The sequence below is a fragment of the Hyphomicrobium sp. 1Nfss2.1 genome (genome assembly GCF_965243865.1).
In the GTDB taxonomy this organism is placed as follows: Bacteria; Pseudomonadota; Alphaproteobacteria; order Rhizobiales; family Hyphomicrobiaceae; genus Hyphomicrobium_A.
Genome location: NZ_OZ251603.1, coordinates 826,371 through 847,543, shown reverse-complemented (window position 1 = coordinate 847,543; position 21,173 = coordinate 826,371). Strand labels below are relative to the sequence as shown.

Below are 21,173 nucleotides of genomic sequence, written 5' to 3'. Positions count from 1 at the left end.
AGCGTCAATCAAGTGTTACTGAGCGTTTCGGTGTCCTACGTTTTCCTCGAAAGCAGACGGAAGCTGGCGCCGGTGCGCGAAATCGGCACCGACCCTGCTTCCCCCCGGATTGGCGCCCCATTGGGGAAGGGCGCCCGTTTGAGAGCGTTTCAAGCCGTTCTGGCGGCCGAGATTCGCCAAGCGATGATGTATGAAAGGGGAGCAGCAAGGGCCACTGCCGCGCCGCAGGCCATAGGGATCAGGCGAGAGGCATCTGCATTAAGCTCGGGGACCGTAACGACGACCAGCAGGGCGATGCCGGCGAGAGTCGTGGCGAGCACAATCCATACGAGCACTGCGATCCTGAACATCTTTTGCTCCTGTCAAAGCGGCTGCGTCGGATGTTCATGACGATAGGGCGGAGCGCGTCCGCGCGGCTTGACGGGCATCAACCTTACAGCGCGCAAAATGCCTCGGTCCTCTGACGGCCATCAGGGAAGGGTCAGGCGGCTTGCGACGGCACATCATCGCGCAGCAGGATGTAGATCGCGGGGATGACGAGAACGGTGAGCAGCGTCGATGATGCGAGGCCGAACAGCAGCGAGATGGCGAGGCCCTGGAAGATCGGATCCATGAGGATCACCGCTGCACCGATCATCGCGGCGAGCGCCGTCAATAAGATCGGCTTGAAGCGGATAGCACCGGCTTCCAGAAGCACTTCGCGCAGCGGTGCGCCGCGGCTGCGTCCGTGACGGATGAAATCGACGAGCAGGATCGAGTTGCGCACGATGATGCCGGCAAGTGCAATAAAGCCGATCATCGATGGGGCGGAGAAGGGCGCGTTGAACAGCCAGTGTCCAATCATGATGCCGATGAGCGTGAGCGGGACTGGCGTCAGGATGACCAGCGGCAGGGTGAATGAACGGAACTGCGCGACGACAAGCACGTAGATGCCGAGAAGGGCAATTGCAAAGGCAGCGCCCATGTCGCGAAACGTAACGTAGGTGACTTCCCATTCGCCGTCCCAGAGAAGCGTTGGCTTCAGCTCGCTGGCGGGTTGGCCGTGCAGACTTATCTGTGGCTTGGGCAGCGTTCCCCATTCGGCTTTATCGATTGCGTTGGCGACCGCGAGCATGCCGTAGATCGGCGCCTCGTACGCTCCGGCGAGTTCCGCGGTGACCATTTCAGCGGCGCGGCCGTTGTGCCGGAAGATGGGGTAAGAGGCCTGCTCCTTCTTCAACGCGACGACGTCGCCAAGTTCGACAACGCCACGGCCGCCGGGCACGGCGTTGGCGGGAACTGGCGTCGAGAGCGCGCGCTCGTTGATGGTCAGGTCTTCCTTCGGCAGCTCGACAGCGATCTCGACTGGATGGCGTCCGCCGCCCTTATGCGAATAGCCGACGGGCGTGCGGCCGAGGTAGGCGGCGATCGTGTCGTAGACGTCGCTTTGCTCGACCTTGTGGAATTCGAGGTTGTCCTGGTCGATGACGAAACGCATGCGCGGGGTGCGCTGGCGGAAGCTGACGTCGGTGTCGACGATGAAGGGGATTGAGCGGAAGATCTCGCGAACTTTCGAGGCCACGGCGCGGCGTTGCTCGGCGTCGGTGCCATAGATCTCGGCGAGGAGCGTGGCGATGACCGGAGGACCTGGCGGGACTTCTACAACGCTGACGGCCGTGCCATCGGGTGCGGGGAGGCCCTGTAAGCGCTTGCGCACGTCGAGAGCGATCTCGTGGCTTGTTCTGCTTCGCTCGGCCTTGGGGGCAAAGTTCACCTGCAGATCGCCTTGCTGGGGCTCGGCGCGCAGATAGTAGTGGCGAACGAGGCCGTTGAAGTTGAAGGGAGCGGCCGTGCCGGCGTAGGCCTGAACGGATGCCAGCTCAGGCAGGCTCGCGAGCCGCTGGGCGGCGTCATGCAGCACCCGCTGAGTTTCCTCCAGGCTGGCACCGCGCGGCAGATCGACAACCACCTGCAGCTCGGATTTATCGTCGAAGGGCAGCAGTTTGACGGTGACGGCCTTGGTGGCGAAGAGGCTGAGCGAGAGCAGCGTGGCAATGCCGACGATGGCGAGAAAGACGAATGCGGTTCGGCGGCTGGCGATGACCGGACGTGCGGCGGCCACGTAGGTGCGCGCGAGCCAGCTGTCGCTCGCCTCGCCGGCGTGCGGGCTATTGCCGCCAAAGCGCATCATCAGCCAGGGCGTGATCGTTACGGCGACGAAGAACGACAGAACCATCGCGGCGGAGGCGTTGGCCGGGATCGGACTCATGTAGGGGCCCATCAGGCCGGACACGAACAGCATCGGCAGCAGGGCTGCGACGACAGTCAATGTGGCGAAGATGGTGGGATTGCCGACTTCGGCGACGGCGTCGATGGCAGCGCTCATGCGACTGCGGCCATCGTGCATGCCCCAATGACGGGCGATGTTCTCGATGACGACGATGGCGTCGTCGACGAGAATGCCGATCGAGAAGATGAGGGCGAACAGGCTGACGCGGTTGATGGTGTAACCGAGCAACCAGGAGGCGAACAGCGTCAGCAGGATGGTTGTCGGGATGACGACGAAGACGACGGCTCCTTCGCGCCAGCCGATGGCTAGCGCGACGAGCAGCACAATGGAGACGGTTGCCAGCCCCAGGTGGAACAGCAACTCGTTGGCCTTCTCGTTAGCCGTTTCACCATAGTTGCGCGTGACGGTGACAGACACATCGTCGGGAACGAGATCGCCTTGCAGCTCGTGCAGACGCTCGGTGATGCGCTCGGAAACGGCGACTGCATTGGCGCCGGAACGCTTGGCGAGTGCCACAGTGACCGCTGGGGCGCGCACGAGCTGTCTGTCCGCCGACTTGGTGTAGTGCCAGGCCTGCTGATCGAGCGGTTTGGCGCCGACGACGACGTTGGCGATGTCGCGCAGATAGACCGGGCGTCCGTCGCGGGAAGAGAGCAGCAAGAGGCCGATGTCGGGGATGCCTTGCAGCGTTTCGCCGGCGACAATGGGAATTGAGGCATTGCGCTCGCGCACCCGGCCAGCGAGGAAGGAGCGGTTGGCGGCCTTCACCTTGGCGACGAGCTGGGTGAGCGTGATGCCGTAAAGCGAAAGGCGCTCGGGGATCGGTTCAATGCGGATCTGGTCAGGGCGGCCGCCGACAATGTAGGTGAGGCCGATGTCATCGAGCTTTGCCAACTCGGCCTGCAGGTTCTCTGCCATGTGGTAAAGGGCGTTGTCCTGGTAGCGGTCGACGCCCGGTTTTGGTGCGAGGGTAAGCGTCAGGATGGCGACATCGTCGATGCCGCGGCCGACGATGAGCGGCTCGGGAATGCCGAGTGGAATGCGATCGTAGTTGGCACGGATCTTCTCGTGCACGCGCAGGATGGCGTCGTCGGCGGTGGTGCCGACGAAGAAGCGCGCGGTGATGACGACCCGGTCGTCCTCGGTTGTGGAATAGACGTGCTCGACGCCGCTGATGCCTTTGACGATTGTCTCTAGCGGCTCGGTGACGAGCTTCACCGCGTCCTCGGCCTTGAGGCCATCGGCGGTAACGAAAATGTCGACCATCGGCACGGAGATCTGCGGCTCCTCCTCGCGCGGCAAGGCGAGAAGGGCGAGGAAGCCGAGTGCGAGGCCGGCGAGCAGAATGAGCGGCGTCAGCGGCGAGTTGATGAAGTAGCGCGTGAGGTTGCCGGAGATGCCGAGGCCGCCCGGATGTTGGGTTTCATTCTTAGTCATGGCTGGACCAGCCTGTCGCCAGCTTCAAGGCCAGCCAGAACCTCGATCATCTCTGCGCCCGCATCGTCGGCGCTGCGGCCGGTCTGCACGACGATATCCTCAGTGCCGCCGTCTTTCGCCACGAGGCGCACATAGTCGAGGCCGTAGCGCTTGAAGATGAAGCTGCGCGGCACGAGGAACGTGTCGCGCTTGCCGGCGGAAATCCACGCCAGCAGACGCTCGCCGACAAAGTAGTTGCCGAGACCGGGGACCTCCGCGTCGGCGATGACGCGGCCGTCGGTCAACTGCGGATAGACCTGGGTGATGCGGCCGGCTGCGAGGGGTGCAGCGTCGGCGCCAAGGCCGCGGGCGCCAACGCGGATGGGATCGCCTACCTCGATGAAGCGGGCGTGGCGCTCGGGCAGCTCGATGCGCAGGAGATATTCCTTGGCGGCGATGGTGGCGATGCTCTCGCCTGCGAGGACGACGCTTCCCTCGGTGACGGGGACCTTCAGGACGCGGCCGGATGCTGGCGCGAGGACCTGGCCTTCTTCGCTCTCGGTCTCGATGACGGAGCGTTCGGCGCGGGCAGACTTTAGGTCGTTGACAGCAACGTCGTAGGCGGTCTGGGCCTGATCGACGCGCGCCTGCGAGGCGACGGCGCGCTCCTTCAAGGTGAGGGCACGTTTCAATTCTGCATCGGCTGTCTCGATGCGTGATTGCAAAGCGACGAGACGAGCATCGAGCGCCTTGATGCGGAGGGCGATCTTGGGGTCGGCGACGAGAGCCAAGACTTCGCCTTGTGTGACTAAGTCACCTTCATCGACCTTGAGAGTTGCGATGGTGCCGGGCGTGCGGACGCGGGCTTCGATGACATCGCGGCTGCGTACAGTGGCGTAGACGGATTTCAGGTCGTCGATCTGACTGACTTTGACGTCATAGAAGCGCGGCGCGGCAGGTTCAGCGGCGATGCTCGCTGCCGATGTGGCGATGAGGCAGGCAATGAGTGCGAGCGCCGTTGGAAGCTTTGTCACCGTAATTCCCCTGTCTCGTACAGGTGTGATCCGAACTTGACTGTATATTAGGCATAGCTAATTTAGTTGCAATGCATATTGCGACGGAAAGCTGGGACATTTTGTGATGAAGGCCCGCAGGTATCATATGGAGGACGAAATGCGCAACTCAGCGCTCAATACCGCCACGACTGCAGCGTCGCGCATTCCTGACAAGGGCGCCTTGAGCCAGATCACAAGCGTATTGCGCCGGGGGCCGCTCGCCCTGGTGTATGCGGCGCGGCGCGGCCTGGCGTCGTCCCTGCTGCTGCCGGCTGCGCTGATCCCGCTGCTGCTCGCGTCTCCCTCGCGGGCCGAAGAGAGGCCCGCGCCCGACGCAGCACAACTTGCCAAGGCGCGCGCGTCAATCAAAGGGCTGGGTGAAAATCTGAAGCAGCAATTGATGGCTGCAATCAAAGAAGGGGGGCCTATAGCGGCGGTGAATGTATGCCGCACGATTGCGCCGGCGATCGCCGAGGAGCAGTCACATGTGCACGGGGTGAAGGTCGGCCGCACGGCGCTGAAGGTGCGAAATCCTGGCAATGCGCCAGATGCCTTCGAGCGGCGCGTGTTGGAGGATTTCGTACGGCAAATCGCTGAGGGTGCCGATCCGGCGAAGCTCGAGCACGCAGAGATCGTCAGCGATGGCGATGGCCGGGTGCTGCGCTATATGAAGGCTATCCCGATGGCGGCGCAGCCGTGCGCAATATGCCACGGGGCGGAGCTCAGTCCGGCGCTCAAGGCCGAAATCGCGAAGCTCTACCCCGACGATCAGGCGACAGGGTTCAAGCCGGGCGAGTTGCGTGGCGCGTTTACGGCGACCGAGAAATTGAACTGATAAGAGAACTTCCCGGAGAGCGGCGCGGTCCGGCCGGGAGATCTAAAGGGAGATGAACGATGCGGGCTAATCTTTGCGGAGCGTTAGCGATAGGCGCGATGATGGCGCTTGGTGCAGGAGCGCAGGCGGAGCCGACAGATATCGTCGTGCGGGTGCTGAGCAAGGACGCAAAGTTCATCGGCACCAGCATGGGCGGCATGCGCATCACACTGCGCGATGCTCACACAGGCGAGGTGCTGGCAACGGGACTGACGCAAGGAGGAACCGGCAACACCAAGCTTTTGATGCATAAGGACGGCGGCCGGCGCGCTGGGCTTGCGGATGCGTCTTCGGCGAAGTTCTCGACGACGCTCGACTTGAAGGAGCCGCGTCTGATCGAGGTTGAGGCGTATGGTCCAGTGGCGCAGCCGCAGGCGGCGCATCGCGTGCTGTCGAGCCAGTGGATCGTGCCGGGCAAGCATCACAGCGGTGGCGACGGCTGGGTGCTGGAGATTCCGGGCTTCGCGGTGGATATTCTGGCCCCACCCGCGCACGTGAAGCTGAAGAACGGGGGCTTGGTCGATGTGCGCGCCAACGTCATCATGATGTGCGGCTGTCCCATTGAGCCGGCGGGCCTGTGGGATGCCAACAAGTTCGAGGTTGCGGCGATCGTGAAGCGCGACGGCGAAGAGATCGCGCGTGTGCCGATGACGTACGCCGGACAGACGAGCCAGTTCGCCGGATCGGTTCCGGTGGATGGCAAGGGCGTCTATGAGGTGATCGTCTACGCGCACGATGCGGCCAACGGCAACACTGGGCTCGACCGCACGACGTTTCTCGTCGACTAGCGCGACGTCAGGTGATGGTGCCGATCCCGCGCCATACAATATAGAAGCCGACGGCGGCGACGATGGCGGCGAAGGCGGTGGCGAGAGCTTGCCGGTGGGTCGAGAGGCGCTGGGCGGCGATGCGTCCGACGACACCGCCGGCAATGCCGCCGCCGATGAAGAAGGCGACGAGCACCCAGTCGATCAGGCCCGAGATCGCGTAGTTGATGGCGGTCGTGATACCGAAGGCAAACACCGAGACGAGCGATGAGCCGATGGCGTAGATCATCGGCATGCCGGTTGCCGCCATGATGCCCGGCACGACGAGAAAGCCGCCGCCGATGCCGAAGAAACCCGAGAGCGCGCCGACGCCGGTCCCGTAGGCCAGCAGCCAGGGCATCAGGCGAGGCGCGGAGTGGCGGGTGAGGCGCACGGCCACGTCGCCGCCGCTGTGGCGGTTCCAGAACATAAAGGCGGCGATGACGATCATCAGTATGCCGAACAGCAACAGCAGCTTCTGGCCGTCGAATTGCTTGCCGAGGGTTGAGCCGATGGCGGCGCCAGCAACGCCGGCGGCGGCAAACACCAGGGCGCAGGGCCATTTGACGTTGCCGGCCTTGGCGTGACCGATGAGGTTGGCGAGTGCGCTGACGGCAACGGCGACGGCGCTGGTGCCGATGGCGACGTGGGGCGAGGATACGCCGACAAGATAGACCAGCAGCGGCACGGCAAGCACGGATCCGCCGCCGCCGATCAGTCCGAGCACGAAGCCGACGAGGATGCCGGAAAACGTTGCGAGAAGGTCCTGCATCGGCGCTACCCTTTCAAGCTTCAGAGACGAGCTGGGGTAGCCGGGCTATTGAGCGGCAGCCCGGCTGGGACGTGATAGGCGTGGCGATAGCCCGACGCGCGGAGCGCTCGTGTCGTCTCAAAGCTCGTTGATCGGCACTTTGAGATGGCGCTTGCCGGTATCGTCCGGCTCGGGGAGGTTGCCTCCGCGGATGTTGACCTGGATCGACGGGATGATCAGGCGCGGCAGCTCCAAGGTCTTGTCGCGGGTTTCACGGACGCGGACAAACTCATCCTCGGAGATGCCCTCGTGCACGTGGATGTTGTGCGCGCGCTCCTCGCCGACGGTGGTCTCCCATTTGATCTCGCGGCCACCAGGTGCGTAGTCGTGGCACATGAAGAGCCGCGTCTCGGGAGGAAGCTCGAGGACGCGCTTAATCGAGCGGTAGAGCGTGCGCGCGTCCCCGCCGGGGAAGTCGGCGCGGGCGGTGCCGCCATCGGGCATGAACAGCGTGTCACCGACGAACGCTGCATCGCCGATGACGTGTGTCATGCAAGCGGGCGTGTGACCGGGCGTCAGCATGGCGAACGCCGTCATCGAGCCGATCTGATAGGTGTCGCCGTCTTTGAACAGGCGATCGAACTGGCTACCGTCGCGCTGGAACTCGGTACCCTCGTTGAAGATCTTGCCGAACACCTCCTGCACGACCTTGATGTTCTCGCCGATGCCGAGCTTGCCGCCGACCTTGCCCTGGATGTAAGGCGCGGCGGAGAGGTGGTCCGCGTGCGCGTGCGTCTCGATCAGCCATTCGACTTTGAGGTCGTGCTTCTTGACGTAGTCGATGATCTCGTTGGCGGAGTCGTATGAGATGCGTCCGGCCGCGTAGTCGATGTCCATCACGCTGTCGATGATGGCGCAGGCGTTCGAGTTCGGGTCCTTGACGACGTAGCTGATGGTGTTGGTCGGTTCGTCAAAGAACGCAGTCACTTCAGGTTTCACGCTGAGGTCGACAGCATGGGGAATGCTCATTTGTTTCCTCCTTTGATCCCTGCTTGTGGCGTCATGGGTGTAACGGAGAAGGCGTCGAGGGTGCGTGCGATGGCCATGCCGGTGAGCATAGCGAGGACGAAGATGAAGGCAGCGTTGGCGCCGATGCCCAAGGCGGCGACAGCGGGCCCTGGGCAGAAGCCGACGAGACCCCAGCCGATGCCGAAGATTGCAGCGCCGGATGCGAGCCGCCCGTCGATGTCGGCCTTGGCCGGCAGTTGGAATACGCCGCCCAGCAGAGGCGCGCCTTTAGCGAACGCAAGGCGGTAGCCGATGGCCGTGGTGGCGACCGCGACGGCCATCGTGATGGCGAGGCTCGGATCCCAGTTGCCCGCGATGTCGAGGAAGTTCAGCACTTTTGTCGGGTTGATGAGGCCGGAAACGATCAGGCCGATCGAGAACAGGAGGCCGGAGATGAATGTGACGATGATTGGCATGTCAGCCTCCCAGGACGTGACGCATGATGAAGACGGTGATGGCACCGGTGGTCATGAAGATCGCAGTTGCCGCTATGGAGCGCGATGACAGGCGTGCGGTGCCGCAGATGCCGTGGCCGCTGGTGCAGCCGCCGCCGCGTACGGCGCCGAAACCAACGAGGATGCCGCCGATGACGAGCAGAGGAAGGCTCGACCTCACTTCGATGCCTATGGGGATGCCGGTGGCAGACGCGTAGAGCAGCGGCGCGATGACGAGGCCGGCGACGAAGGCGAGGCGCACGGGCAATTGATTGTCGCTGTAGGGTGGCAAGAGGCGCGAGACGAAGCCGCTGACGCCGGCGATGCGGCCGGTCAGTGCAAGAAGCAGAGCAGCCGAGAGGCCTACGAACAGGCCTCCGACTGCAGCCGATACGATGGTGTCCGTTGCCATTGTTGGTCCTCAGGATCCGATCCAGAGCGCTGCGGGGATCGCGATCACGCTCCAGAACATCATGTTGATGAACGATCGCAGCACCTGCCGATGATCGCTGTCGTGCGGGATGCCGGCGACGTTGCAGACAAGATCGCCCGGCAAAAGGAAAAAGTTCATCATGCCTGGCCCCCGCGTTGCCGCGATACGCCGAGCGCGCAGGTGTTCACGCCACCGATCGAGTAGGCGGGGCAGAAGCGGGCCAGGCCGGTGATCAGTGGCAACAGGCCAACGAGGCCCCACCATGTTCTCGGGCCAATGATAACAAGGCTCAGGAGCACAAGGCCGATGATAATCCTCGCCGTGCGATCCCAGGTACCGACATTTTTTAGCATCGGGCCACCTCCAGTGTTCGAGGGGCACTCGATAGTCGCTGATGCAGGTCAGGTCTGTGACCTAGTCACAATCGGCCTAGGGGGCCGTCGCGAGCAGGCGCAGCCCCTCTGAATTTAGGATGTCGACGGCACCGCGGGAGGTGGAAATCCACCCGCGGCGCTGGAACTCGGTGAGCTGGCGGCTGACGACCTCGCGGGCGGTGCCAAGTTCGGAGGCGAGCTGCTGGTGGGTGAGGTCGATGTGGCCTTGCGCATTGGCGCGCTCGAGCAGGCGCTGGGCGAGGCGGACGTCGACGCGCGAGAATGCCACCTCGTCGATAATGCGGAAAAGGTCGGTGACGCGGCGGCTGAAGGCGGTGAACACGAAGCGCCGGAAATCAGGGGAGCGGGCGATGAGGTCATCGAAGGTGGCGCGCGGGATGGCGACCGCGTCCACTTCGGTCTCGGAGACGGCTTCGGCGAGGTAGTCTTCGTAGCCCATCAGGCAGGCCGTGGTGAGGGCGCAGCTTTCGCCCGCGGAGACCCGATAGAGCACGATCTCGCGGCCGGAGTCCGAGACCTGCTGCACGCGCACCGTGCCGCGGATCAGAAGCAGGAAGGCGTCGGGCGCCTGGCCGGGGCCGAAAATGCGCGTGCCGGCGGGCAGGTGCACCACGCGGCTTGCGGTGACGAGCGAGGCAAGGACGTCCGGCGGCAGGTGGGCCAGCCCGGTGAAGTGGGAGATCCAATTCTGGTCGGACATTCTGGCGGCCCGCTTTAATGAAGCGCGACCATATCGGTCCACCGGGGTAATGTCAGCCTCGCCGGCTCGATCTTGTTCAGGTGGGGAAGCACCAGTCCATCAGTTGCTTCACCGGGATGGCCAGCGAAATGGCAGCGAGGAAGGCGATGGCGAGGCCGATGGCCATCCGCGGTCCGCGTCCGTCGGCCCAGCCTTTCAACGATGCGACGCCGAATGCCGTCGCGGTGACGGATGGTAGGGTACCGAGGCCGAAGCCGAACATGATGACGGCGCCTTGCACGGCGGTGCCGCTCATCATGGCGAAGAACAGCGTCGCGAAGACCATGCCGCAGGGAAGCAGACCCCACAGCAGCCCGGTCGAATAGACCCATAGCCAGTAGCTGGGCTGGGGTGCGAGGCGAATGCGAGTCAGGCGCTCGGTGATGAAGCGGGTGGCCTTGTCGAGTGCGGTGGGCGCTGGGGCGAGCCCGGCAACGGAGAGGCCGATCCACATGAGCGTGGCGCCTGCTGCCCATCGCATGACCTGAAATGCGACGTCGCGGTCGAGCCCGGCGTACAGCGTGGTGCCGAAGAGACCGACGAGCGCGCCAGCGATGACGTAGGACGTGATGCGGCCGGCTTGAGCAACAAGCAGCGTCGGCAAGGCAGCGTGTGCGCCGCCGGAGGGAGCAAGCGCGATAATGAGGCCTGAGGCGATGGGGCCGCACATGGCGGCGCAATGCAGGCTTGCAGCCAGCCCGACGAGGACGCCAGCCAGGAACGTAAGCTCGGACATGCGCCGCCTTTAGACCGCTGTGCGGCCGGCAGTCTAGTCGGAATCGCTCAGCGGCGGGTTGTTCAGGGCGACGGCGGGGATCAGCGCGAGCATCACCGGGACGAGGCCAAGTGCGATATAGAACGGCACCGCGATGCCCCAGATGATGGTGCCGATGATGGCGCTGAGCAAAAACAGCGCAGTGGCGGCGGCGATCACATTGGCCTGTGCCCAGGCGGGGATGACGCGCCACAGGACCGGGGCGTAAGGCAGGACCGCCATCAGAAGCGCGGCAGCGGCTGCGACCCCGGGGCCGATGGTGAGGCCGCAGACGATCGCGGCCATCGCGGAGTTCATGATGGCCAGTGTCAGGCGTGCACGCTTGCGTTGGGGTGTTTCCTCGAACGGCGTGGCGGACTTAGCGTCGCTCATCGGTGTTTTTCTCCAAGGGCTCGTCTTCAAACAGGATGCGGGCGGCGGCCCCTTCCAGATCGTCGTACTGGCCGGCGCGCAACGACCACAGGAACGCAGCGAGGTAAAAGCCGCCAAGGCAGAGGGCGATAGGGATCAGGAGGAGAAGACTATCCATGCGGGTTCTTCCTCTTCTGGCGCGTTCTCGTCATTGGGGTTCGATGAAGATTTCGCGGCGGCGCTCGATGCTGGTGCCGGCATCCGCGATCTTGACGCGGACGAACCAGCGCCCTGGGGTATCGACGGCGAGCGTGCCTTCGGCGGCGCCATCCTGCAGCGCGCTCAGTTTGATGAGCTGCGGGGGCTTGCCTTCCATGGGGCGCTCGGCGGTGGCGGTGATCTCCGCGCCCTTGAGCTCTAAGCCCTCGGCGTCGCGTGCGGCGATCCTGACGATGCCACGCAGCGCGCCTTCCGGCTCGAAGCCGATGCTGACGCGCCAGCCGAGATCGCGCTCCTTGCGCCGTTCAGCGATGGTGTCGTTGTAGGCGAGGCCGCGGCGGTAGGGGTCGGCTTCGGAGAGGCCGGAGAAGCTGTTGACCGACAGCGTGATCAGCAAGGCTTCAACGCAAGCGAGGAAGACGAAGAAGCCGATGAACAGGCCGGGTATCCAGCGGTCCTCACCGAAGAGGCGCTTCAGGCGTGCAATCATTGAGCGCCTCCCGGGCCCCAGAAGTAGGTTTCGAGGCGGGCTAGGGGCGCGTTCGTGGCGCGCTCGGTCAGCACGACCGTCACAGGCACGCGGCCCTTGGGGGCGGCGTGCATTGGCACGGTGACCATCACGCGCTCTGACATCGAACGGCGATTGCAGATGAATGCGGGCGTGGGCTCGTCGCCGGTCGAAAGGCGGACGGCGGCGCCGGGCAGACCTTCGACGGTGACGGCAACGCTGGCGATGTCATCGCCGCGGTGGGTGAAGCGGAGGGCGTAGTCGTTGCGAATGCTGCCGTCGGACATTTTCACGAACGGCGGCTGACGCTGATGTTCGAGGCTCGCATCGACGTTGCTGCGGTTGGCGAGGGCCACGGCCATCGCGGAGCCAGAGACGAGCATGACCGAAGCAAACATCATCGGCTTGAGGCGCAGGATGCGCGGGCGCGTTCGCTTTGCCGTCGCGACGGACGGCGCGGCCGGCATTTCTGTGCCGAGCTTGATCAGTCCGTGCGGGCGGTCGAGGCGGTCCATGACGGTGTTGCAGGCGTCGATGCACAGCCCGCAGCCGATGCATCCGAGCTGCAACCCGTCGCGAATGTCGATGCGCGTCGGGCAGGAGCTTACGCACTTGCCGCAATCGACGCAGTCACCGCGATAGGCATCGCTGCCTGCAAGGTAGGATTGCGCAGCGGGCGGGCCTTCGCTGCCGATGTCGAGAAGCTCGGGACGCAGTGGCACACGCGCGCGGGCGCGCGGATCACCGCGCCACGACTGGTAAGTGACGACGAGCGTTTCTGAATCGAGCAGCGCGCTCTGGAAGCGTGGCCAAGGACACATATGCAGGCAGATGTTCTCGCGCGTGTGCGCGGCGAACACGTATGTGGTGAAGGTGAGCACGCCGAGGGAGACATAGGCAGCGGCCGGCGCGATGCCGGTCGCGAGCTGGCCGCCGAGGTGGGTGATGTCGATGAAGTAGCCGGTGAACGTGAAGGCCGTCAGCACAGCGATCAACATGTGCAGCGCGGACTTGATGGCCTGGCCCAATGCACTGTCGCGGCCGAAACGCTGGTCGATGCGGCGATCGACACCGAAGAAGAGATCGGTCCAGACCGTTTGCGGGCAGGTAAAGCCGCACCAGACGCGGCCGAAGTATGCGGTGACGAAGAACAGCGTCGCGGCAGAGAAAATCAGGAGGCCGAGCAGCAAAGGCAGGTCGGGCGGCCAGAACTCCATGCCGAACAGGTAGAAGCGGCTCGCTGGAATATCGACAATAATGGCCTGAGCGGATTCACCGGCGCGGGTCCAGCGCAGCCACGGCGTGATGAAGTAGAGCCCGAGCAGGAATGACGTCAGCGCCGTTTTCGTCAGACGAAACTTTCCGGATGCCGCGTGTGGCGTTCCCGTGCGCAGGGCACGGGTTTGAGCCGCTTGCAGTGCCGTCGGCGCCTGCGTGTGCATTACTTCTCTCCGCCGCCGAGTGAGTGCACGTAGACTGCGAGCATCTTGACCGCGTCATCGCCGAGACGCGGCTTCCACGCGGGCATCATACCCATGCGCGGGTGGGCGACCTGGCGCGCGACTGCGTCTTTGCCATCGCCGTACAGCCAGATCTGATCGGCGAGGCGGGGGGCGCCCATCTCGCGCATGCCTTCGCCGTTCTCGCCGTGGCAACCTGCGCAGTTGTTGGCGAAGACTTCGGCGCCGGTGAGCGCCTTGCGGCTGTCGGCCTTGCTGGCATCGGACAGCGTCGCGACGTACTCGGCGACGGCAGCGATTTCCTCAGGGCTCAGCATTTCGGCAAAGGCCGGCATTTCGGATTGACGGCTTTCGGGATCCTCGTTGCGAATGCCGTGGGCGATGGTTTGGTATACATCATCGATCTTGCCGCCCCAGAGCCAGTCGTCGTCGATGAGCGAGGGGAACTGGCCCTGCTGGCCACCGGCGCCGATGCCGTGGCACGCGGCGCAGTTCTGATTGAACAGTGCGCGGCCGCCGGTGATGGCGAAGGTGCGCAACTCGTCCGACTGCTCGATCTCAGCGACAGACTTGGCCGCGATCTGGTTGCGCCAGTGAGCTTGCTCGCTGCGTGCTTCGGCCTGCTCTTCGGCGAGTTGGCCGGCACTGGTCCAGCCGAGCAGACCGGTGAAGGCGAAGCGCGTCGTCGGCCAGCCGGGGTAGAGCGCGGCATAGATGATGGCGACGATGAAGCTGATTACCAGGGTGATGACCCACCAGCGCGGGAGCGGCGTGTAGAGCTCCTCGATGCCGTCCCACGAGTGGCCGGTCGTGTACTGACCTGTGACGGGGTCGTAGCGATGCTCAGCCATCTTGATCGTCTTTCGTGTCGAACGGGATTTGCGCGTCGCGGTCGTACTCGGCCTTGCTGGCCGGATGCAGCACGACCCAGAGGATCATCACGAACAGGCCGATCCCGATGATTGGCCAGATCGCCTCCAGATGATGGGTGAATGTCTCGGCGGTCATCGTTGGCTCTATTTGGAAGGCGTGGCGCTGGATGCGTCAGGCTCGGAGAAGTCAACGAGAGTGCCGAGGATCTGCAGATAGGCGATGAGGGCGTCCATCTCGGAGATGCGCGAAGGATCGCCGTCAAAGTCGCCGAGCTTTGCCTTCGGGTAGCGCTTGAGGAGAGCTTCGGTATCGCCCTGGCCGGTGGCTTGTGCCTCCAGGTCGGCGCGCGCCGAGGCGATCATCTCATCGTCGTAGGGGACACCGACGGTCTTGAGCGCTGAGATGTGCAGGTTGAGATCATCGACGTAGAGCGGCTTGTCCTTGAGGAAGGCATAGGACGGCATGATCGAAGCGGGGACGACGCCCTGCGGATGGATCAAGTGCGCGAGCTGCCAGGCGTTGGAGTATTTGCCGCCGACGCGTGCGAGATCGGGACCGGTGCGCTTCGAGCCCCAGAGGAAGGGGTGATCGTACATGCTCTCGGCGGGGATCGAGTAATGGCCGTAACGCTCGACCTCGTCGCGGAAGGGACGGATCATCTGGCTGTGGCAGGTGTAGCAGCCTTCGCGCGTGTAGATGTTGCGACCGAGCTGCTCGAGCGGCGTATAGGGCCGCATGCCTTCGACCTTGGTGACAGTCGTGTCGATCTTGAACAGGGGCACGATCTGCACGAGGCCGCCGATCGAGATGACGATGAACGTCAGCATGAACAGCAGTGCAGCGGACTTTTCGATGAGGGAGTGGTTCATGGTCGGTCTCACTCCGCAGGCGCGAGCTGGGCGCGCAGCCCAGCGTCAGACCGGCGTCGCGCGGGCGCGTCGAAGATGGTCATGAAGATGTTGATGGCGAAGAGGATGCCGCCGGCGAGGAAGAACATGCCGCCGAGCGCACGCACCACGTAGTAGGGGTGCAGCATCGCAACGCTGTCGGTGAAGGAGTACTGTAGGAAGCCGAACTCGTCGTAGGCCTTCCACATCAGGCCTTGCGTGATGCCCGACACCCACATGGAGGTGATGTAGAGAACGATGCCGATCGACGCGAGCCAGAAGTGAACCTCGACGAGCTTGATCGACCACAAGCGCGTCGACCAGAGCTTCGGCACCATGTGATAGAGCGAGCCAAATGCCATCAGCGCGACCCAGCCGAGCGCGCCGGAATGCACGTGGCCGACGGTCCAGTCGGTGTAGTGCGAGAGCGCGTTGACGGGCTTCAGCGCCATCAGCGGGCCTTCGAACGTCGACATGCCGTAGAAGGCGACGGCGACGACGAGGAAGCGCAGGATGGGATCAGTGCGCAGCTTCGACCATGCGCCCGACAGCGTCATGATGCCGTTGATCATGCCGCCCCAGGACGGCATCCAAAGCATGATGGAGAAAGCGGCGCCGAGCGTCTGCGTCCAGTCCGGCAACGCGGTGTAGTGCAGATGGTGCGGGCCGGCCCAGATGTAGAGGAACACCAGCGCCCAGAAGTGCACGATCGACAGACGGTACGAGTAGATCGGCCGGTCGGCCTGCTTGGGCACGAAGTAATACATCATGCCGATGAATCCGGCGGTGAGCCAGAAGCCGACCATGTTGTGGCCATACCACCACTGGATCATCGCGCTCTGGACGCCGGAGTAGGCCGAATAGCTTTTCGTCGACGTCCAGGAAATCGGTACGGCCGCGTTGTTGACGACGTGCAGCACCGACACGGTGAGGATGAAGGCGAGGAAGAACCAATTGGCGACGTAGATGTGCGGCTCGCGGCGGATGGCGAGCGTGCCGACGAAGATGGCGAGGTACGTCACCCAGACGATCGTCAGCCAGATGTCGAGGAACCACTCGGGTTCGGCGTACTCCTGCGATTGGGTCAGCCCAAGCGGGTAGCTGAGCATCGCAGCGATGAGGAAGGCGTTGTAGCCCCAGAAGAGGAAGCTCGCGAGCTTCGGGCCGCCCCACAATCCGGTGCGGCAGGTGCGCTGGACGACGTAGAGCGATGTTGCGAGCAGTGCGTTGCCGCCGAAGCCGAGGATGACGCCCGATGTGTGCACGGGGCGCAGGCGGCCGAAGGTGAGGAACTCGCCGACGTTCATACCGGGGAAGGCGAGGAGCAGCGCGACCCAGACTCCGACCGCAAGACCGAACAGCGCCCAGAGCACGGTTGCGATGGAGAAGGCGCGGACGACATCCTCGTTGTAACCGATGATCGTCTGACGATCGTCAGCCCCATGTGCAGATGCGAGAGAAGTGGCAGCGGCGGACATCGGCCCGGTCTTCCTTGGAATAGTTCGAACGAGGGGGGTTGTTAGAGCCGTGCGCGGATATGCGCTCGGTGCGCGCGTTTCTGACGCAGATCAGGCTGCAGGGTGCAGAGCCTGATGTGACGCGATTTTCAGGTTAAGAGCGCGGGCGGGGCGCGTGAGCGTGCGTTCGCTTTGAACGCCGCTGGAACATGTGTGGCGAAGTGCGCTGCGAAGGATCGGCCGGTGCACTGTGCGCTGATGTGCGCGAAGTTTGTGCAGATCGGTGCGCAAGTGGCGGCGACGTCGGCTTCGTAGTCCTCGGTCGAGTGGTCGGCGAACTCGCGTGTTTGCGGCTTATCGGGCGCGTTCGTGCGGGTCGCATGCGCGAAATGCGACAAGTCTGCAAGATCGATCTGGTTAATCGAAGGTTCCGGGGCGTCGTGCCCCGGACGCAGGCAGCGCTGAGCAAAAACGAGGCTCAGAGTGACGAGCACGTAAAGTGCAACAATCATCCCCCTAGCGTCGTTTTTTGCGTTTTTATGAAGCCAGCCCAGCATGCCACCAGAGGTCAATGATGTGGCTCAATCGTCAACGAACTAAGACGTCGCACCAAAGTTGATTTGTCTTCATCTTTCGACGCTTGCTGTCGCACGTCGCCACGCTCCAACGGCAACTGTTCGTATGCGTATTGTCATTTTAGGCGCGACTTCGTGGCATTGATGGGCTGCGCCAATTGACCGTTGAAGATTCGGCTGGCTAGCATGTGGACATGCGAGTTTTTAAGCGCCGGCTGAATGAGAGGCTTTTCATCGCAGTCCTTTACGGGCTGGCGATGCTGCTTATGCCGCTGGCGCATCGGCCGGTGCGTCCGTCGACGCCAGATCTTTCGGCGTACGAACTGCCTGATGGGACGCTGCCGCTGTTGTGCTCACCCGCGAAGGGTGGTGGTTCGCGTGGTCGATCCATCGCCGTTTGCGATGCGTGCTTGCTGACAGCCGCGCCGGGTCTGATCGTTGGTGGGCTGGCGATCCCTGCTCCCCCCTTATCGGCGCTCGCCGTGCTCGAAGCGCCGTACGAAGTTCCGAGTTTCAAGAAGCGTTTCGACAGCGATGCGCGTCCGCGTGCGCCGCCGTCTGTTCTCGCCTGAGGCGCACGAGCAACAAAGTCTATCAGCGCCCGAGCCTGCGCGTGTGCGTTGGGCTATAGGGATTTGGCGAGAACAATGATGATGATGATCGAGGGGACGTTTGATCAGTCCGGTGATGGCCGGTCGGATCAGACAGAGGGAGATGGTGCGATTGCACCAGCTCGCCCGATATCGCAGCTTGGCATGACGCGGCAGCGGCGCGGCAGTACGGGAGTCGCCAGTCGTTCGATCTATGCGAAGCGGCACACTGTGTTTGATGAGCACGACGCCGCAGACGCAATTTATGAGGTCATCTCTGGCGCAGTAATCATCACGCGATGCAATGGGGCGGGTCAGCGACAGGTGTTGGAGGTCGTCGGGCCGGGCGGCTTTGCGGGGATCGTCTCGGGTGCGCGGTATGGTTGCCGCGCGGAGACGATGACACGAACTGTGCTGCGAAAGATCACGCGGCGCGCGATCGAGAAGTCGACCAATCTTCAGCGGATGGTCGGGCAGGTGCTTACGCACAAGGTCGAGAAGCTGCATGAGCAGGCCGGCATGCGCACCCGGATGTCGGCGACACAGAGTGTGGCGGCTTTGATCCTCTCGTTGCCGAAGGCGGATGTCGCCGCCGATGGAGAGGGCGATTATCGCCTCGCGCTGGCGCAGTCGGATATGGCGAGCCATTTGGGACTTGCCATCGAGACTGTGTGCAGAGCGATCAAGAATTTGAAGGGGATCGGGGCGATCCGCACGTCGGGGCGCGAGTGGATCGAGGTGGTAGACGCCGAAGCGCTTGCGGGCTTCGCGGAAGCAGGACAAACGCCGAGCGGCTGACGGCTTGGCGCGGTGTGCTTCCCGGTGCCGTCAATCAGGACCAGCAGCGGTGCGGTGCACTTCGAGGCACCGCTGCTGATCAAGGTCGTTCAGATCAGTTTCTTGCACTCGTCGGCGCAGACACCGCAGGCTTCGCCGCAGGCCTTGCATTCGGCGTGGTGCTCTGCGTGCTTCTTGCACTCCGCTTGGCAATCGCTGCAGATGTCGGCGCAAACCTTGGCGAACTCCTTGAGACGCTTTGCGTCCAGGGCTCCGAGACGGGCGAGCGCGGCGCATGCGGGCAGCATGGTCGAAACTGAGCGCAGGCAGTCTTTCATCGCCTTGTCGCCGTCGCCGAGGAGGTCGATGCAATGGTTGGCGCAGATCTCGCCCTTCTTCATGCAATCTAACGCGGCATTGATCAGCGCCAGATGGGCCGGCGGGGCGCCGTGGCTGCCGCCGCCATGGTCCATGTGGTGATGGTCATGGCCCTCCTGGGCACTGGCGGAGCTGGCGGCAAGGGCAGTGCCCGAGGCGGCGAGTGCGGCCAGAATTGCGCGGCGGTTGACGGCCGAAGTCTGCTCAGTCGTCTCGATGGAATCGGTCATTGGGCCTCTACCTTTGTGTGCGGCTTCACGCGTTGATTGATTTTCCGGGCAACGCAACAATTCGGAAGTTCCCATATATGCCGGGCGCGGCGCTGGAGCCAGCCAAGCGTCGAGCTGCGAATATCTGAAATTGGTTCTGAGAATAAGTCGGTGCGGGCTCGGTTCTAATTTTAGTCGAGTGGCGCCAGACGCGTTGGGGCCATCGTAGCGATGCCTGCGGGTTGGCTTTGCCCAGCTGGGGCTTTGCGTCTTCGCTGGCGTGCGAAACCTCGATCGGAGGTTGGCACAGCCACAGAAGGATTGCTCAATGGCACAGGTCATTTCAACGGCAAGGCCGCAGGGCTCGACATCGGCAAGCCTGATCGTGATGCTGCTGGTGGCGGCAGCCGTGGGTGCAATTGTCGGCCGCTTGATCGGGTATTCGACCAACCCGGCTGTGCTGGCGATGGTCGCGGGTTTCGTTGCCACCATCGCCGCGGTGGTGGTGCGCAACAAGCTGTTGAACCGCGTGGCCGGCGTCGGGCCCGACGACTTTAGAATACCGATGGTAGTCGTGGTCTATTCGGCGATTGCTTCGATTGCCGGAAGCCTAGCGGGCAAAGAGCTGCTGGATCAGGCGGGCGGAAACTTCGCGCCGGAGTGGGTCGGAACCGTTGCGGGACTGGGTTCGGCGATCCTGATGTCGTTTCTGATGATCACGTATTACATGAACCCGCAGTGCAGGTCTTGATTGAGTAGGCGACACAAGTTTCGACAGGCTTTGTGAGCGGGGATGTCGTGCCCGTTTAGGCCGGCGCTCGCGCCGGGGCGCGTTGCGCCCTGGCCTGACAGCGGCGAAGCGTGGTGCCGTGGAGTAAGTTGGGCCGGGCGCTGTTGGCGCCTGGCCCTGGTTGTTTGCGGGCTTAAGCGAGTTCGCGAGCGGGGCCGGTCTCGACGGGCACGGATTGGTCGGCGCCCCACTCGGCCCAGCTTCCGTCATAGACGGCCGCGTTCGTCTGCCCCAGCACAGCCAATGCAAGCGACAGGATCGAAGCGGTGACGCCCGAGCCGCACGTGGTGACGATGGGCTGCTGGGGATCGATGCCGGCTTGGGCAAAGATCCTGGCGAGTTCTGCCTCCGACTTGAGGGTACCGTCGTCGTTGATGAGCGCTTGCGAGGGAACGTTGCGCGCGCCGGGGATGTGCCCTGAGCGCAGTCCTGGCCGTGGCTCGGGCTCAGTGCCTTCGAAGCGCGCGGCAGGGCGCGCGTCGACGAGCTGGGCGGAGCTTTTGGCTATGACCTTCTTCACGTCGTCGATGTCACGGATCAGCGAAGCGTTGAGCAGAGGCGAGAAGTGGCGCTCGGTGCGTTTGATGGGCGGGCCATCCTCGGTCTCGCGACCTTCAGCCTTCCACTTCTTGAGGCCGCCGTTGAGAACGGCAACGTCCTCGTGGCCCATGGCGCGGAACGTCCACCATGCGCGGGCGGCGGAGAAGAGGCCCAGCGTATCATAGACGACGATGCGCATGCCGTCGCCGACGCCCATCTTCTTCATGCGCGAGGCGAACTTCACCGTCGAGGGCAGCATGTGCGGTAGGGAGGATTTCTCGTCGGTGAGGTCGTCGATATCAAAGAAGAGCGCGCCGGGGATGTGCTCCTGCATGTACTCTGCTTTGGGATCGCGGCCGGCGGTCGGCAGATGCCAGCTGGCATCGAAGATCACAAGGTCAGGGGCGTCGAGATGCGAAGCGAGCCAGTCCGTCTCGACGATCCACTTCTTGGCGCTCTCCAGCACGTTTCCCTCTCTTACATCAGCGTGAACTATCCACGCGCGGCTTGTTTGGCCGCGCTTGCTAGCGACATAGGCAAAAGC

27 protein-coding genes are annotated in these 21,173 nt (G+C 63.7%); 5 read left to right on the top strand and 22 right to left on the bottom strand.

All coding sequences use genetic code 11. From position 1 onward, the window contains the following. Positions 1-149 precede the first annotated feature (149 nt). From ACP15D_RS04155 to ACP15D_RS04145, 3 genes are all read right to left on the bottom strand, one after another. A complete protein-coding gene (locus ACP15D_RS04155) occupies positions 150-350 on the bottom strand; it encodes a hypothetical protein (protein ID WP_424956296.1) in 201 nt (66 codons plus the stop codon). A 131-nt stretch (positions 351-481) separates the two neighbouring features. Further along, on the bottom strand, positions 482-3,706 hold the full coding sequence (locus ACP15D_RS04150) for an efflux RND transporter permease subunit (protein ID WP_424956295.1): 3,225 nt from the start codon (positions 3,704-3,706) through the stop codon (positions 482-484). Further along, on the bottom strand, positions 3,703-4,719 hold the full coding sequence (locus ACP15D_RS04145; RefSeq protein WP_424956294.1) for an efflux RND transporter periplasmic adaptor subunit: 1,017 nt from the start codon (positions 4,717-4,719) through the stop codon (positions 3,703-3,705). The genes ACP15D_RS04150 and ACP15D_RS04145 overlap by 4 nt, the downstream gene beginning before the upstream one ends. Positions 4,720-4,858: 139 nt before the next feature. Here ACP15D_RS04145 and ACP15D_RS04140 point away from each other — a divergent pair, with 139 nt between their 5' ends. Together ACP15D_RS04140 and ACP15D_RS04135 are read left to right on the top strand one after the other, a co-directional pair. Beyond that, positions 4,859-5,575: a Tll0287-like domain-containing protein gene (locus ACP15D_RS04140; RefSeq protein WP_424956293.1), complete on the top strand. Its 717-nt coding sequence runs from the start codon at positions 4,859-4,861 to the stop codon at positions 5,573-5,575. 59 nt (positions 5,576-5,634) lie between these two features. Further along, a complete protein-coding gene (locus ACP15D_RS04135) occupies positions 5,635-6,402 on the top strand; it encodes a hypothetical protein (protein WP_424956292.1) in 768 nt (255 codons plus the stop codon). 7 nt (positions 6,403-6,409) lie between these two features. On the opposite strand, the gene ACP15D_RS04130 is transcribed toward ACP15D_RS04135, so the two are convergent. The 17 genes from ACP15D_RS04130 to ACP15D_RS04050 all read right to left on the bottom strand — a co-directional run bounded on the left by ACP15D_RS04130 (position 6,410) and on the right by ACP15D_RS04050 (position 17,282). Then, entirely contained in the window at positions 6,410-7,192 is a 783-nt protein-coding gene (locus tag ACP15D_RS04130; protein ID WP_424956291.1) for a sulfite exporter TauE/SafE family protein, read from the bottom strand. Between the two features lie 117 nt (positions 7,193-7,309). Then, the gene (locus ACP15D_RS04125) at positions 7,310-8,200 is read right to left on the bottom strand and encodes an MBL fold metallo-hydrolase (protein WP_424956290.1); all 891 of its coding nucleotides are present in this window, start codon (positions 8,198-8,200) and stop codon (positions 7,310-7,312) included. After that, positions 8,197-8,655, bottom strand: coding sequence for a DUF6691 family protein (locus ACP15D_RS04120; protein WP_424956289.1), 459 nt, complete (start codon positions 8,653-8,655; stop codon positions 8,197-8,199). The genes ACP15D_RS04125 and ACP15D_RS04120 overlap by 4 nt, the downstream gene beginning before the upstream one ends. Position 8,656: 1 nt before the next feature. Beyond that, on the bottom strand, positions 8,657-9,085 hold the full coding sequence (locus ACP15D_RS04115) for a YeeE/YedE family protein (RefSeq protein WP_424956288.1): 429 nt from the start codon (positions 9,083-9,085) through the stop codon (positions 8,657-8,659). 9 nt (positions 9,086-9,094) lie between these two features. Then, a complete protein-coding gene (locus tag ACP15D_RS04110; RefSeq protein WP_424956287.1) occupies positions 9,095-9,247 on the bottom strand; it encodes a hypothetical protein in 153 nt (50 codons plus the stop codon). Next, positions 9,244-9,459 (bottom strand): YgaP family membrane protein, encoded by a 216-nt coding sequence (locus ACP15D_RS04105; protein WP_424956286.1) that lies wholly within the window; start codon positions 9,457-9,459, stop codon positions 9,244-9,246. Before ACP15D_RS04105 ends, ACP15D_RS04110 begins: the two co-directional genes overlap by 4 nt. 76 nt (positions 9,460-9,535) lie before the next feature. Further along, complete coding sequence (locus ACP15D_RS04100; protein WP_424956285.1) at positions 9,536-10,201, bottom strand: Crp/Fnr family transcriptional regulator; 666 nt, start codon at positions 10,199-10,201, stop codon at positions 9,536-9,538. Positions 10,202-10,277: 76 nt separating this feature from the next. Beyond that, positions 10,278-10,976, bottom strand: a complete 699-nt coding sequence (locus ACP15D_RS04095; RefSeq protein ID WP_424956284.1) for a sulfite exporter TauE/SafE family protein — start codon at positions 10,974-10,976, stop codon at positions 10,278-10,280. 33 nt (positions 10,977-11,009) lie between these two features. Beyond that, on the bottom strand, positions 11,010-11,387 hold the full coding sequence (locus ACP15D_RS04090; RefSeq protein ID WP_424956283.1) for a hypothetical protein: 378 nt from the start codon (positions 11,385-11,387) through the stop codon (positions 11,010-11,012). Beyond that, positions 11,374-11,544 carry a cbb3-type cytochrome oxidase assembly protein CcoS gene (ccoS, locus tag ACP15D_RS04085; protein WP_424956282.1) on the bottom strand — a complete coding sequence of 57 codons (171 nt, stop codon included), beginning with the start codon at positions 11,542-11,544 and terminating at the stop codon, positions 11,374-11,376. The genes ACP15D_RS04090 and ccoS overlap by 14 nt, the downstream gene beginning before the upstream one ends. A 30-nt stretch (positions 11,545-11,574) precedes the next feature. Next, on the bottom strand, positions 11,575-12,075 hold the full coding sequence (locus tag ACP15D_RS04080; RefSeq protein WP_424956281.1) for a FixH family protein: 501 nt from the start codon (positions 12,073-12,075) through the stop codon (positions 11,575-11,577). Continuing rightward, on the bottom strand, positions 12,072-13,535 hold the full coding sequence (gene ccoG / locus ACP15D_RS04075; protein ID WP_424956280.1) for a cytochrome c oxidase accessory protein CcoG: 1,464 nt from the start codon (positions 13,533-13,535) through the stop codon (positions 12,072-12,074). Before ccoG ends, ACP15D_RS04080 begins: the two co-directional genes overlap by 4 nt. Next, positions 13,535-14,404, bottom strand: coding sequence for a cytochrome-c oxidase, cbb3-type subunit III (gene ccoP, locus ACP15D_RS04070; RefSeq protein ID WP_424956279.1), 870 nt, complete (start codon positions 14,402-14,404; stop codon positions 13,535-13,537). Before ccoP ends, ccoG begins: the two co-directional genes overlap by 1 nt. Next, positions 14,397-14,561: a cbb3-type cytochrome oxidase subunit 3 gene (locus tag ACP15D_RS04065; RefSeq protein WP_139247188.1), complete on the bottom strand. Its 165-nt coding sequence runs from the start codon at positions 14,559-14,561 to the stop codon at positions 14,397-14,399. Before ACP15D_RS04065 ends, ccoP begins: the two co-directional genes overlap by 8 nt. A gap of 8 nt (positions 14,562-14,569) precedes the next feature. Continuing rightward, positions 14,570-15,295: a cytochrome-c oxidase, cbb3-type subunit II gene (ccoO, locus tag ACP15D_RS04060; protein WP_424956278.1), complete on the bottom strand. Its 726-nt coding sequence runs from the start codon at positions 15,293-15,295 to the stop codon at positions 14,570-14,572. 8 nt (positions 15,296-15,303) lie between these two features. Next, positions 15,304-16,791, bottom strand: a complete 1,488-nt coding sequence (gene ccoN, locus ACP15D_RS04055) for a cytochrome-c oxidase, cbb3-type subunit I (RefSeq protein ID WP_424956277.1) — start codon at positions 16,789-16,791, stop codon at positions 15,304-15,306. 128 nt (positions 16,792-16,919) lie between these two features. Beyond that, on the bottom strand, positions 16,920-17,282 hold the full coding sequence (locus ACP15D_RS04050; RefSeq protein WP_424956276.1) for a hypothetical protein: 363 nt from the start codon (positions 17,280-17,282) through the stop codon (positions 16,920-16,922). 257 nt (positions 17,283-17,539) lie between these two features. On the opposite strand from ACP15D_RS04050, the gene ACP15D_RS04045 reads away from it, so the two are divergent. Both ACP15D_RS04045 and ACP15D_RS04040 read left to right on the top strand, forming a co-directional pair. Further along, a complete protein-coding gene (locus ACP15D_RS04045; protein ID WP_424956275.1) occupies positions 17,540-17,917 on the top strand; it encodes a hypothetical protein in 378 nt (125 codons plus the stop codon). Positions 17,918-17,992: 75 nt separating this feature from the next. After that, positions 17,993-18,733, top strand: coding sequence for a Crp/Fnr family transcriptional regulator (locus tag ACP15D_RS04040; protein ID WP_424956274.1), 741 nt, complete (start codon positions 17,993-17,995; stop codon positions 18,731-18,733). A gap of 89 nt (positions 18,734-18,822) precedes the next feature. Here the strand turns inward: ACP15D_RS04040 and ACP15D_RS04035 are convergent, their stop codons facing one another. Further along, positions 18,823-19,320, bottom strand: coding sequence for a four-helix bundle copper-binding protein (locus ACP15D_RS04035; protein ID WP_424956273.1), 498 nt, complete (start codon positions 19,318-19,320; stop codon positions 18,823-18,825). A 307-nt stretch (positions 19,321-19,627) separates the two neighbouring features. On the opposite strand from ACP15D_RS04035, the gene ACP15D_RS04030 reads away from it, so the two are divergent. Then, positions 19,628-20,050, top strand: coding sequence for a hypothetical protein (locus tag ACP15D_RS04030; protein ID WP_424956272.1), 423 nt, complete (start codon positions 19,628-19,630; stop codon positions 20,048-20,050). Positions 20,051-20,222: 172 nt separating this feature from the next. Here ACP15D_RS04030 and sseA read toward each other — a convergent pair whose 3' ends face one another. Beyond that, positions 20,223-21,095, bottom strand: coding sequence for a 3-mercaptopyruvate sulfurtransferase (gene sseA / locus ACP15D_RS04025; RefSeq protein WP_424956271.1), 873 nt, complete (start codon positions 21,093-21,095; stop codon positions 20,223-20,225). Between the last annotated feature and the right edge of the window lie 78 nt (positions 21,096-21,173).

What these genes read in the sequence shown, in the direction of transcription:
- ccoP (WP_424956279.1), bottom strand. Translation starts at nt 14,404, where the DNA reads ATGGCTGAGCATCGCTACGACCCCGTCACAGGTCAGTACACGACCGGC.
- ACP15D_RS04045 (WP_424956275.1), top strand. Translation starts at nt 17,540, where the DNA reads ATGCGAGTTTTTAAGCGCCGGCTGAATGAGAGGCTTTTCATCGCAGTC.
- ACP15D_RS04155 (WP_424956296.1), bottom strand. Translation starts at nt 350, where the DNA reads ATGTTCAGGATCGCAGTGCTCGTATGGATTGTGCTCGCCACGACTCTC.
- ccoN (WP_424956277.1), bottom strand. Translation starts at nt 16,791, where the DNA reads ATGTCCGCCGCTGCCACTTCTCTCGCATCTGCACATGGGGCTGACGAT.
- ACP15D_RS04125 (WP_424956290.1), bottom strand. Translation starts at nt 8,200, where the DNA reads ATGAGCATTCCCCATGCTGTCGACCTCAGCGTGAAACCTGAAGTGACT.
- ACP15D_RS04100 (WP_424956285.1), bottom strand. Translation starts at nt 10,201, where the DNA reads ATGTCCGACCAGAATTGGATCTCCCACTTCACCGGGCTGGCCCACCTG.
- ACP15D_RS04040 (WP_424956274.1), top strand. Translation starts at nt 17,993, where the DNA reads ATGATGATGATGATCGAGGGGACGTTTGATCAGTCCGGTGATGGCCGG.
- ACP15D_RS04105 (WP_424956286.1), bottom strand. Translation starts at nt 9,459, where the DNA reads ATGCTAAAAAATGTCGGTACCTGGGATCGCACGGCGAGGATTATCATC.
- ACP15D_RS04150 (WP_424956295.1), bottom strand. Translation starts at nt 3,706, where the DNA reads ATGACTAAGAATGAAACCCAACATCCGGGCGGCCTCGGCATCTCCGGC.
- ccoS (WP_424956282.1), bottom strand. Translation starts at nt 11,544, where the DNA reads ATGGATAGTCTTCTCCTCCTGATCCCTATCGCCCTCTGCCTTGGCGGC.
- ACP15D_RS04135 (WP_424956292.1), top strand. Translation starts at nt 5,635, where the DNA reads ATGCGGGCTAATCTTTGCGGAGCGTTAGCGATAGGCGCGATGATGGCG.
- ACP15D_RS04065 (WP_139247188.1), bottom strand. Translation starts at nt 14,561, where the DNA reads ATGACCGCCGAGACATTCACCCATCATCTGGAGGCGATCTGGCCAATC.
- ACP15D_RS04050 (WP_424956276.1), bottom strand. Translation starts at nt 17,282, where the DNA reads ATGATTGTTGCACTTTACGTGCTCGTCACTCTGAGCCTCGTTTTTGCT.
- ACP15D_RS04140 (WP_424956293.1), top strand. Translation starts at nt 4,859, where the DNA reads ATGCGCAACTCAGCGCTCAATACCGCCACGACTGCAGCGTCGCGCATT.
- ACP15D_RS04080 (WP_424956281.1), bottom strand. Translation starts at nt 12,075, where the DNA reads ATGATTGCACGCCTGAAGCGCCTCTTCGGTGAGGACCGCTGGATACCC.
- ACP15D_RS04130 (WP_424956291.1), bottom strand. Translation starts at nt 7,192, where the DNA reads ATGCAGGACCTTCTCGCAACGTTTTCCGGCATCCTCGTCGGCTTCGTG.
- ACP15D_RS04095 (WP_424956284.1), bottom strand. Translation starts at nt 10,976, where the DNA reads ATGTCCGAGCTTACGTTCCTGGCTGGCGTCCTCGTCGGGCTGGCTGCA.
- ACP15D_RS04030 (WP_424956272.1), top strand. Translation starts at nt 19,628, where the DNA reads ATGGCACAGGTCATTTCAACGGCAAGGCCGCAGGGCTCGACATCGGCA.
- ACP15D_RS04120 (WP_424956289.1), bottom strand. Translation starts at nt 8,655, where the DNA reads ATGCCAATCATCGTCACATTCATCTCCGGCCTCCTGTTCTCGATCGGC.
- ccoO (WP_424956278.1), bottom strand. Translation starts at nt 15,295, where the DNA reads ATGAACCACTCCCTCATCGAAAAGTCCGCTGCACTGCTGTTCATGCTG.
- ccoG (WP_424956280.1), bottom strand. Translation starts at nt 13,535, where the DNA reads ATGCACACGCAGGCGCCGACGGCACTGCAAGCGGCTCAAACCCGTGCC.
- ACP15D_RS04115 (WP_424956288.1), bottom strand. Translation starts at nt 9,085, where the DNA reads ATGGCAACGGACACCATCGTATCGGCTGCAGTCGGAGGCCTGTTCGTA.
- ACP15D_RS04035 (WP_424956273.1), bottom strand. Translation starts at nt 19,320, where the DNA reads ATGACCGATTCCATCGAGACGACTGAGCAGACTTCGGCCGTCAACCGC.
- ACP15D_RS04110 (WP_424956287.1), bottom strand. Translation starts at nt 9,247, where the DNA reads ATGATGAACTTTTTCCTTTTGCCGGGCGATCTTGTCTGCAACGTCGCC.
- ACP15D_RS04090 (WP_424956283.1), bottom strand. Translation starts at nt 11,387, where the DNA reads ATGAGCGACGCTAAGTCCGCCACGCCGTTCGAGGAAACACCCCAACGC.